At 64.7% G+C, this 12,022-nt stretch carries 3 protein-coding genes and 1 tRNA gene; 3 read left to right on the forward strand and 1 reads right to left on the reverse strand.

All coding sequences use genetic code 11. The annotated features are described in order from the left end of the window. Window positions 1-311 precede the first annotated feature (311 nt). The 3 genes from AAGI46_11510 to AAGI46_11520 all read left to right on the forward strand — a co-directional run bounded on the left by AAGI46_11510 (window position 312) and on the right by AAGI46_11520 (window position 10,358). A tRNA-Leu gene (locus tag AAGI46_11510) sits at window positions 312-399 on the forward strand. Between the two features lie 61 nt (window positions 400-460). Beyond that, on the forward strand, window positions 461-1,732 hold the full coding sequence (locus AAGI46_11515; protein ID MEM1012833.1) for an ankyrin repeat domain-containing protein: 1,272 nt from the start codon (window positions 461-463) through the stop codon (window positions 1,730-1,732). A 136-nt stretch (window positions 1,733-1,868) separates the two neighbouring features. Then, window positions 1,869-10,358, forward strand: coding sequence for an RHS repeat-associated core domain-containing protein (locus tag AAGI46_11520; protein MEM1012834.1), 8,490 nt, complete (start codon window positions 1,869-1,871; stop codon window positions 10,356-10,358). A gap of 14 nt (window positions 10,359-10,372) precedes the next feature. Here the strand turns inward: AAGI46_11520 and AAGI46_11525 are convergent. Next, the coding region (locus AAGI46_11525; GenBank protein ID MEM1012835.1) for a hypothetical protein at window positions 10,373-12,022 on the reverse strand (1,650 nt) is incomplete at its 5' end.

Below are 12,022 nucleotides of genomic sequence, written 5' to 3' on the forward strand. Positions count from 1 at the left end.
AGCTGCCAGCAGACTTCCCAACCAACTTCAAACAGCAGTGCCGATCGGCGGACGGACTCGGGCGTGACGGGGCTCGGTGGGGCTTTCGTCTTCTTCGTCCGCTTTCGAACCGTGCCAACTGCCGGTGGAGCGCTGCCGCCCACGCTGCCATTGGTTGCCTGCGTGTCCGTCCTCATACGAAGCAGCATAAGGGCCCCGCCACTTCTGCCGAACGTGACGAATGTCCCGATCAGCTGGGCCAAGGAACAACGCCCCGATAGACGGTTCGACGCGAGCCCGCGCCTCGGCTAGACTGCCGGCCCGACCCCGATGCCCAGGTGGCGGAATTGGCAGACGCGCTACCTTGAGGTGGTAGTGTCCAAACAAACGGACGTGCTGGTTCGAATCCAGTCCTGGGTACTCCCCGACGATTGCAAGCTGTCCGGCGAATGACTCCGTCGTTCGCGTCATAGGGTCGGTGGTGAGCGACGCCAAGCAGCGGTTTGTCGATGCGATCAACGCCCAAGACGCCGAGGCGTTGGCAGCGTTGTTGGACTCCGACGGTGACGTTGCGGGGTTGATCAATGAGCCGATTGGCTACTTCGGTGGGCGGGCGTTGCATGCGGCGGTGAAGCATCGGCCGACGCTGGACGTGCTGCTCGATCGTGGGGCCGATCCGAATCTGGCGAGCGACTGGAGCGAGGGGCCGTTCACGGTGCTCGACCAGACCGACGAGGCGACGGTGCGGCATCTGCTGACGCGCGGCGCGACGTTGACGCCGCACGTCGCGGCGAGGCTCGGCTGGACCGACGAACTGACGGCGATGCTCGATGCTGATCCGCATCGCGTCCACGAGCGCGGCGGTGACGGCAAGCGGCCGCTGCACTGGGCGGGCACCGTGGCCATCGCCGATCTGTTGCTCGACCGGCTGGCGGACATCGACGCGCGGTGCACCGATCACACGTCGACGCCGGTGCAATATCTCTTGAAGGACCACCCCGACGTCGCCCGGCACTTGCTGGAGCGCGGCGCGACGCCGGACATCTTCGCGACCGTCTTCCTCGGCGACCTGGAGCGAACCCGGCAGCAGCTCGACGAGAACCCGAAGGTCTCGGGCCATCGCATCGGCCACGACGGCTACAACCGCGTGCCCAGCGGCACGATGTATCAGTGGATTCTCGGCTACGGCCTCTCGCCACTGGACCTTGCGGCCGAGACGCCGGACATGCTCGCGTTGCTGTGCGAACACGCCGATGCGAAGACGCGGTTCCTCGCGGCAGCCGCACGCGGTGATCGCGAGGCCGCCGACGCTGAAGAGCTGCCATCGCTCGAGACGGCCGACCACGCCCTGCTCGGCGATGCCATTCGACGCGGCAACAACGATGCCGTCCGGCTCATGCTCGAGTTCGGATTCGACCCGACGCTGCCTTACCGCGGCCTGGACAACGGGACGGCGCTCCATGTCGCCGCATGGTTTGGCCGACCGGAGCTTGTCCGCATGCTGCTCGAAGACGGCCGATGCGACCTGGAAGCGCGTGACGGTTCGCACGGCGCGACCGTCCTGAGCTGGGCGTGCCACGGTGCGGTCCACTGTCGGCGTGACGATCCGGTCTACGTCGATGTCGTCCAGATGCTGATTGATGCGGGATCCGAGACAGACATCGACGCGCACGCCGGCGGCTCGACGCTGCACGCGCAGGCCGCCGGTCGACCTGATGTGCAGGCGGTTTTAGCGAGTGTCACGGGCGGATAGCTGACTTCCTCTAAACAGAGGGGTTGCAGCAGCAGCAGCACTTTGGCAAGGTTCGCAGTGGTGACGCCGCAAGGGGTGGCGTCGCAGATGTGTTTTTCGCAGCAAGACGCCCTCGACATGGGCGTCTGGGGTTCTCATGAAGAACGACAAAGCCGTACGGGATGAGTTGAGTCGTGCACGCATGCGTCGCGACGCCGGCAGACGGCTCCAACGAGCGACGATGGAGACGCTTGAGCGCCGACAGCTGCTCGCGACCTTCATCTGGGATGGAGGCGCTGGAAACGGAAGCTGGAACGACCCGATGAACTGGGATCCTGACATGGTTCCAGGCCCTGGCGACGACGCGATCATCGACGTGCCAGAAGAGATCACCGTTACCGTTTTCACTCCTGCATCCATCAACAGCCTGGTGAGCGATGAGACGATTCGCCTGCAGAACCCGTTGACGATCAATTCCACCTCCTCGACGGCTGGCCTCGAAATCAGAAGCAATGGGATCCTCGGCGGTGCCGGCGACTTAACCATCACGGAAGACCTGCTCTGGGAACGTGGCAACATGGCGTCCGGCGGAGCCACGATTCTCGCGCCTGGCGCGACCGGACGCGTCGTAGACCCGGAACTCTCGCCGGCAAAGACGCTTGGCCGGACGCTGCGTGTCGAAGGCGAACTCACGACGACGAGCCGATTTTTTAACGTCTCACAGACCACATCGCTTCTGCACATCGCGCCCGGCGCAACGCTTGAACTTCGCGGAGTTGGTGGCGTGGCGGGTCTCTTCTCCCCCGGCCAGATCCTCAACGAAGGCCTCATTCAAAAGACGTTCGGTGGCACTTCGTTGGTTGAACAGGAGCTGGACAACCAGGGCATCATCGAGGTCGAGTCGGGCACGCTCGATCTGCGTCAGGGGCCATTCCGCAATGACGGGACGATTGACGTGCCGGACGGCAGTGTGCTGCGTCACGGATCGGGCGGGACGGCCTTTCAGATCGAACCCGGCTCCACACTGAGCGGTGCGGGCGACTTCTTCTACAACGGAACCACGAGCACCTTCCCTGCCGGCACCTTCGCCATCACCGGCACCTACGTGCAAGAAGCGGGAACGCTCAACCTCAACGACCCCGCGCCGTCCGTCATCGACATCAATGCCGGGACGCTGAACCTCAACACGACATCGACCGTCTCGGTCTTGGACATCCTGGGCAACGTCGGCGGCAGCGCAGATGTCACGGTGACCGACGCCTTCGCCTTCCGCGGCGGGCAACTCTTCGGCGGCAATGGACGCACTGTCACCCTTGCCCCGACAGCCGCCGGCAACGTCTTCAACGGCGGCACGTGGAGAACACGGTTCGTCAACCAGGGCACGCTAACCCACACCAACGGCAGCCTGACACTTGCCGGCGTCGACTTCCTCAACGACGTCGGCAGCGAGTTCGTCTCAAATGGCAACGGCGGGCTCTTTTCGGGCTTTGGCGGAGACGGCGCACGCTTCGACAACCTCGGGACATTCCGCAAAGACTCCGGAGCCGAGCAACGGGTCGACTTTCCGGGCGGCGTCGGCTTCGTCAACGCTGGGCTGGTCGACGTCACGGGCGGCGATGTCGAGTTCGCGCGCGGCTTCCGCAACGCGGCCGGCGGCATCATCACGACGGCCAATGGACGCACGGTCGAATTCAGTGGAGCGACACAAGTCTTCGAACCCGGAAGCTTCGTCGACGTCGATGGCACCTTCCGCACGACGGGCAGCGCCGCGTTCACGAAGGACTTCCCGGCAGGCACTATCGCGATCAACGGCACCCTCGACATCGACGGCGGTCGGACGATCTTCCGCAACCGCATCTCGCCGCAAGGCGTCGCGACGTTCCAGGGTGCGTCGCAGACATTCTTCGTCGAAGAGCTCGACTTCACCGGCCCGATCTTCGCCAATGGCGGCCGCATCTTCTTTGACCAGCCGCAGACCTTCAGCAGCTTGACGTTCAACGGCGCGAGCGAGTTGGGTGGCTCTGCTCCGGTCACGTTCACGGAGAGCATGACGGTCAACACCGGGACGTTCACCGGCCCAGCGACGATGACGCTCGGCCCTGACGCCGTCGCGACGTTCGCTGGCCAGACCATCGCGCGGCCCTTCGAAGTCCTCGGCGACGTCACGCAGACCGGCACACTCAGCCTCGGCTCGGGCGGCAGTGTGCGCGTCGCCCCGGAGGCGTCATGGACCATCAGCGGACCACGAATCTTCAATCTGGGCAATCAACCGTTCGTGAATGAGGGCCTTTTTCGCAAGGTCGGTGGCGGCCTCGCGCAGCTCGGAGCGTTCAACACGTCCGCCTTCGACAATCGAGGCGACTTCGAGGTTCTCGATGGAGAGCTACGCTTCCGGCCCGACCTAATCGTTCCAGCGGGACGCCGACTCGAAGTCGCCGCAAGTGCTGTGCTTGAGCCGCAGGAGCGACTCGAAAATCGGACGACGAACCGCGACGACTTCGATTTCGCCGGCACCCTTCGTCCACGGCAAGCGGTGTCGACGGGCTCGAGCATCGAAGTCGCCAGCCAAGACCGCGGCGCAACAGCAGCTGGCTTTCAGAACAACTTCGTCGTCAACACGTTCGAGGTCGGACTCGTCAACGCCGTCACCAACCTCGCAGACGCGTTCGACAACAGCCCAGGCTCGGGGAACGAGGCGATGTACGTCGACCGACTCGTCGTCCTGCCCAGCCGCACGCTCAACCTCAACGGCCTCAACCTCTACGCCCGCGACACCCAGATTGACGGCAACGTCATCAATGGCACCGTGACGCTCGTCGGTGACGGCGGGCCGCTTCCGTTGAACACGCCGACCACCGGTGAGATCGCGGTCAATGCGGAGGTCGACACCTGGACGTTCTTCGGGCGTGCCGGCCAGGCGGTGACGCTCGGGCTCAATCCCGGCTCGCCGACCGAACCGCCGGTGCCGCTGCCACCCGTGCTGGGCAACGCGCAGGTCGAAATCGTCGATCCGCTGGGCAACGTCATCGCCAGCGGCGACAACGACGTCACCGGCGCGAACACGTCGATCGTGATCGCCGGCGTCGATCTCCCAACCGAAGGCACGTACAGCGTCCGCGTCTCTGCAAGCCCGGCCGATCCGGCAGAGACCGGTAGCTACGTCCTGACCGTCTTCAACGCCAGCGTCGTCGAGCGACCGCTGACGTGGAATACGCCGACCACCGGCACGCTCCCGACGCGATTCGCCGTCGATCGCTACGCCTTCACCGCGACTGCCGGCGATCAGGTGCAGTTCGACCTAAGCGCCGCCGCGTCGAGCGACGTCGTTTTCGATCTCTTCGGGCCCAACGGCTTCGTCGGCTTCACCGAGATCAATACCAGCAGCGGCCTCGTCAACCTGACGGAGACCGGCGAGTACGCACTCATTGCTCGCGGGAGAGCCCTCGGCGAAGGCGGCTATCGCTTCGCACTGAACAAGACCTCCGTCGTCGACCTTCTGCCCGGCACGACCGTCAATCAACCGACCGCCGGCACCGGCGATGCGACGCTCTTCCGTGTCCCGATCACAGACGCTCAGCCGCTCCGCGTCACGATCGACGACGCCGACGATGCGAACCGCAATGTGCTCTACGCCCGCTTCGGCGAGGCCCCGACGCGCCGCGACTTCGACTTCGTGATTGATAACCCGTCGGCCGATCAGCAGCTGCTCGTCCCCGTCGCCGCGTCGGGGGACTGGTTCGTGCTTTTGGTGACAGAAGCCGCCGCGGGGACGAGCAGCGTGACTGCCTCAGCCGAGGTCGCCGACGCCTTCATCGACCGCGTCACGCCCGGCAGCAACGCGACCAACGCGACGCCGCAGATCGTCGTCGAAGGCGCGGGCTTCGTCTCGGGCACGACGGTGTCGCTGGTGCAGGGCTCGACGACGATCGCCGCGACAGAGGTCACCGTCGACACCTTCGGCCGGCTCGTTGCCGACGTCGATCTGACGGCCGCTCCGCTGGGCGATTACGACGTCGTTGTGACCTTACCCGGCGGTGGTTCGACGACGGCTGCCGAGGCGTTCGAGGTCCTCGCCGACGAGCCCGGCGACATCGAAACGCGACTGATTCTGCCCAACGCCATCCGCCCCACTGGCGTGCCGGCGACGTTCTTCGTCGAGTACGAAAACGCCGGCAACACGACGATCGCCGCACCGATTCTCCGGCTTCAGTCAGCCGATGAAAACTTCGATGAACAGCCGCTGCTGACGCTTGATGAGCAACGATTCGCCTCCGGCCTTTGGAGCACCGTCGGCCGCGACGTGATCCCCGAAGGCTTCGACCTGACGGCTTCGTTCCTCGCCCAAGGCGAATCGGCCGGCCTGCTGCATCCTGGCGAGGTCGTCCGAGTGCCGGTCTACTTCGTCGGCTTCCTGCAATCGAGCCCGGACAACGTCTTCGAGTTCGAAGTCCGCATCTTCGACGAGGACAACACCGAAGCCATCGACTACGCCGACATCCGTCTCAACAGCCAGCCGAGCTGGCTCACCGATGACGCCTGGCAGGCCACCGTCGACAACCTCGAAGTTCAGATCGGCCCGACCTGGGGCGATTACGTCCAGACGCTTTCGGCCAACGCTCGACAGCTCGACCGCCTCGGCACGCCGACCGACGACATCGCCGAGTTGTGGAACTTCGAGGTACTTCAGGCCTCGGCGTCACTCTCGCCACTGGCCGTGCTGGAGCAGACTGCCGACGTCAGCGTACCGGTTCCGGGCGAGATCGAACTCTTTTACAGCCGAACCTTCCTCGACGGCATCGAGTCGCGACAGACGCCCGGCCCGCACGGCTTCGGCTGGCGAACCGACTGGGACACGCGGCTCGTCATCGACGCCGATGGCAATGTCGACCTGTTCCGCGGCGGCGTCATCGACGGACGCTTCGAGCCCGACGGCCGATTCCCGGGACGCTACTTCTCGCTGACCGGCGACGCTCGCGTTCTCTTCGGCGGCGTCAGCGGAAGCGACTTCACCCTCACCTCGCCAGACGGCGGCGTTACAACGTTCGACGCCGTTGGCCGATTCAGTAGCGTCGCCGACCGCAACGGCAACGCCGTCACTGCGACCTACGACATCGCCGATCAGCTCTATCGCCTCGACCACACCAGCGGCGGCTTCCTCGATTTCACCTACGACGCCAACGGCCGCGTCGAGACCATCGTCGACTCGCTCGGCCGGACGACGACCTACGGCTACGACGCGTCCGGCGACAACCTGCTGAGCGTCACCACCAGCGACGGCCGCATCGCCAGCTACACCTACTCATCCGGCGACCGACGCCTCGACAACGCCCTTCTGACGATCAACGACAACGGCGTCACGCGAACGTTCGAGTACGAACCGGCAGGCAAGCTGGCGGCGACATTCCTCGGCATCGACGACCAACGCGTCGACTACAGCTACGACGACGTCGGTGTCGTCACGGCAACCGACGCCCAAGGCATCGCCACGCAAACCTGGTTCGGCAGTCTCGGCGAGGTCCTCCGCCTCGTCGACGGTGGCGGCGACGCCACGCAGATCCGCTACGACGACCTCGGCCGCGTCGACCAGATCATCGAGGCCAACGGCGTCTCGTCCCGATTCGACTACACCCGCCTCGGCAACCTTGCTGAGATCATCAACCCGCTCGGTGCGACGACCCGCTTCGAATATGCCGGCCCCGACGAGCTGCTGCGACGATTCATCGACGCACGCGGCAACGCGATCGACTACGCCTACGACGCCGACGGCAATCTGACCGACATCACCCGGGCCGACGGCACGCGTGCGAGCTTCGACTACGACACGACGGGCGAAGTGGTCGAGTCGATCAACCGCCGACGCGACGCGATCACCTTCGACCGCAACGCCGCCGGCCAGGTCACACGCGAGACACGACCCGACGGCCGAACCTTCGACTACACCTACGACCCGGCGGGCCGTGTCACGACCGTCGTCGATTCGCTCCTCGGTACGACCACCTACACCTACGCGAGCGCGACCAACGACAGTGTCACCCGCATCGACCAACCCGATGGCCGATTCCTGGTTTACACCTACGACGCGGACGGGCGACGCGAGTCGATCGCAGATCAGGACGGCTTCACGACCGTCTACGTCTACGACGACGCAGGTCGCATCGACCAACTCGAAGACGGCAGCAGCAACGTCGTCATCGACTACACCTACGACGACGCCGGTCGACTCACTCGCGAAGACAAGGCCAACGGCACCGCATCGGTCTACGCCTATGACGCCGAGGGTCGGCTCGAACGCATCAGCCACCTCAACACGCTCGGCGGCGTCCGAGCCGAGTACGTCTACACCTACGACATCGCCGATCGCCGCACGTCGCAGGTGACGCCCGAAGGCACCTGGACCTACGGCTACGACGCTGCCGGTCAGCTCGTCTCGGCCGACTTTGTCAGCAACGACACGCTCGTCCTTCCCGACCAGACACTCGTCTACGAGTACGACGCCGTCGGCAACCGCACACGCACGTTCGTCAACGGCGTCGAGACCCTCTACGCCGCCGACGCGATGAACCAGTACGCCACCGTCGGCGGTGTCGCGTACCTCTACGACGATGACGGGAATCTTCTCAGCGACGGCATCAACACGTACACCTGGGACGCGGACAACCGACTCGTCGGCCTGGTCACACCGACTTCGACGCGCTCGTTCACCTACGACGCCGCTGGCAACCGCGTCCTGGCCGATCGCGACGGCGACGTGACGAGCTACCTTGTAGATCTGTTCGCGTTCAACGCTGACGGCAGCGTGGTCGCTGAAACTGACGGTGGAACCAACACGACTCAATATCGATACGGCAACCTCCTCGCGAATGCAGTCGATAGTCAGGGCAGTCTCTTTGCGGAGAGAGACGGCACGTTGTCCGTCATCGGATGGACGGACCCGTCGGGATCGCTGGACGCTGGCTTCAACTACACACCGTTCGGCGACACGATTCTGTCGACAGGAACTGTCTCTTCGGACTTCGGTTTCGTCGGCAGTGCTGGACTCTCGATGGAGACGGGTCAGCTCGTCTACGGCAGAGCCCGGTACTACGAGTCTGCACTCGGCCGTTACCTCTCCGAAGATCCAATCGGCTTGCTGGGCGGTTTGAACCTGTATCGCTACGGCTTCAACGCGCCAACTAACTTCATAGATATCAATGGGCGCGCTCCATCGACCACCCAGACGGTGATCGAAAGTGCTGCGACAACAGTAATCCCAGCTCCTGCCGGCCAAGCGGCTGGTGCCTTGTTCCTCGTCAATGAGGACACGCGACCAGGCTTCGCCGCCGCTGCTGCGGCTGGATGTGGCTTTGGGGGAGCCGGCTCACGGCAACTCGTTCAACTCGGACTTGTACCCGGTGGCGTTCCGACGACCGGTCGGTGTAGCCGAATCGCGGATCGACTTCGAGGACCAAATGGCGGACGAGGTGCTGGCGGCGCGGTCGATGGCACACGATCCATCGACCCCAACGACAAAATCGGCCCCGGTGCCGGCGAGACAGGCCGTGTCCGCGACGACGTCGCACTCGCCTATCGCATCAACTTCGAAAACTTCGGCCCGGGCACCGAGCCCACGCCGCCCGACGAGGCAATCGCGACCGCGCCGGCGCAGCGGGTCGATGTTGTCGACCAGCTCGATGCGCGGTTCGACTACGACACGTTCGAGTTCACCAGCGTCGGCTGGGGCGACTTCCTCCTCACTGCACCAGCCGGGGCGGACAGCTTCTTTGCCACGCAGGAGATGACCTTCGCGGGCGTCACCTTTGACGTCGAAGTCGCCGCGTTCTTCAACACGGGGACCGGCGAGATGCGGGTCAGCTTCCAGGCGATCGACGCCGGCTCCGGACTTCCGCCCGACGCGATCACCGGGTTCCTTCCGCCAGAAGACGGCACCGGTCGCGGCAAGGGCTTCATCGAGTTTCTCGTCGAGGCCGACGAAGGTCAGGCCGACAGCACGGAGATTCGCAACGTCGCCCTCATCACGTTCGATGGACAGGAGGTCATCGCGACCAATCAGATCAACCCGATCGATCCGGCCGCGGGAACCGATCCGGCGAAGGAGGCCCTCATCACGCTCGACGCGCTCGCACCTGAGGTGCTCGAGGTCCGCTACGAGGTCGACGCTGCAACGCCGCAGCTGGTCATCGAGCTCTCCGAACCGCTCGGTACCGTTCCGACCGCCACCGATCTCGGCCTGTTCAACCGGCTGACCAATCAGGCGGTCGCAGAAGCCGACGTGACCGTCGAGCTCGTCGGCTCGACCGTTGTCGTGACGTTCAACAGTCCCAACGGCATTCCTGCTGACGGCGACTACGACGTCGACATCGCGTCGACCGCACTGACGGACCTCGTCGGGCGAACGCTGGAGGCTGACGTGAGCGACGCCTTCTTCGTCCTCGCGGGCGATGCCAACCGCGACCGGACCGTGAACCTTTCCGACTTCGGCATCCTCCGTGCGAACTTCGGCCTCACCTCCGGTGCCCTCTTCAGCCAGGCCGACTTCAACTACGACGGGGCGGTCGACCTTGCCGACTTCGGCATCCTGCGGTCCAACTTCGGCACGACGCTGCCGGCTGCTGTGAGTTCACTCTTCGCCGAAGATGACGACGAGTGACGCGTTGGCCCTCGCTATGACGCGACGACCGACCGTGATCGTCGAAGGTCGAACCACAGGTAGAGCGAGCAGACCGACCACACGGCCGCGACGCCCATCATCTGCTGCCATTCGCGAAGGACGGCGAGCATCGGCAGAAGGAACATTGTCACCTGCCAGACGAGCGCGACCACGAGACGCACCACGTCGCGCGTGCCGTCCTCGCGATCAATCGCCGAACGCCAACCCGTCGGCCACAAGCCCCACGGGCGAATCTGGTCGTAGAACCGACGCAGTGTTGCCTCGGGCGTCGGCGCGGTCGTGAGTGCCACGACAACCGACACGAGCCCACTCGCGGCAAGCAACAGTCCGATCTCGAAGGCGTCCTTCGTCGCCGGATCGAACGCGACGACGCCGAGTCGGCCGTTGAGCCAGAGGGCGAGGCTCGTCGTGAAACCTGCCAGCACACCCGCCGCAAAGCCGTAGCCGTTGAAGCGGCTCCAGAACCAACGCAGTGCGAACGGCACGAGGAACCCCGGGAAAAACGCGACGACGATGCCGACCCAAATGTCGACGACGCCCGTGCCGATTTGCAGGAGCGTGAGCGTGATAACCAGCCCGACCGCGACGATGATCGCGCTGGCGGCGTAGCCGACGTAGACCTCTTTCTTCGGATCGACCAACACGTCATCGGGCTCAATCGATCTCGCGTAGCCCAAGATCCGCCCGTCATCTTGAGTCGCTGACTCGCCTTTGATAACACGTGTTCCGAACAGCGGGTTGTAGAGGTCCTTGACGACATAGCTGGCCCCGGCGTTGATGGTCGAGTCGAACGTGCTCATGCTCGCCGCGAGCAAGGCCGCGACGGCGAGGCCTCGGATGCCGGCGGGGAAGAGGTCGCCCAGCAGCAACCCGCTGAGAATCGCCTCGGGATCGTCCTGACCGATGCCGTTGTGGATCGCAAGCACCGCAAAACCCATGACCATCGGCCAGCGGAACGTGAACAGCGCGGCCCAGAGCATGCTGAGCTTGACCGTGTCGCGATCGCTCCCGGCCGCGTAGTAGCGCTGAGCCATGTACGCACTGCCGCCCGATCCGCCCAGACCCTCGAGGATGCCCTTGGCGGCGAAGAAGAGCAGTGCGAGCCAGAACAGATTGCCCCAGTCACTGCCATCGAGCGACATCTGCGGCCAGGCGGTGTTCGTCGCGGCTCCGGGCCATTGCTCTGGCGTGATCTCCGGCACGACGCCGAACGCCATCACCGCCACGTAGATCGCGAAGCCGCCGATGAGGAAGGCCTGGAACACGTCGGTCCAGATCACGCCGTACAAGCCGCTGGCCAACGTGTACGCGAGCGCGATCGCCGCCAACACGACCGCTGCCAACGTCGGATCGACGCCCCCGATGAACTGTGCGACAAACTTCGCCGCCGCCATTAGGAAGAACGTCACCATCAGCACAGTGATGACGAGGTACGTCAGCGCGGCCGTGTACCTGGCGACCTTGCCCTGATCGCCCTTGCCGAAGCGGAGCACCATCCACTCGGCCGTCGTTGTCACCTGGCTTCGGCGGTGCCACTTGCCCATGAACGCCAGCCACACCGCGATCGGCAGCACGACGCCGCCACGCATCTCGACGAAAAACCCCTGAATACCGAACTGATAAACGAGCGCGATGATCGTGAC

The sequence above is a fragment of the Planctomycetota bacterium genome, assembly GCA_038746835.1.
Lineage (GTDB): Bacteria > Planctomycetota > Phycisphaerae > Tepidisphaerales > Tepidisphaeraceae > JBCDKH01.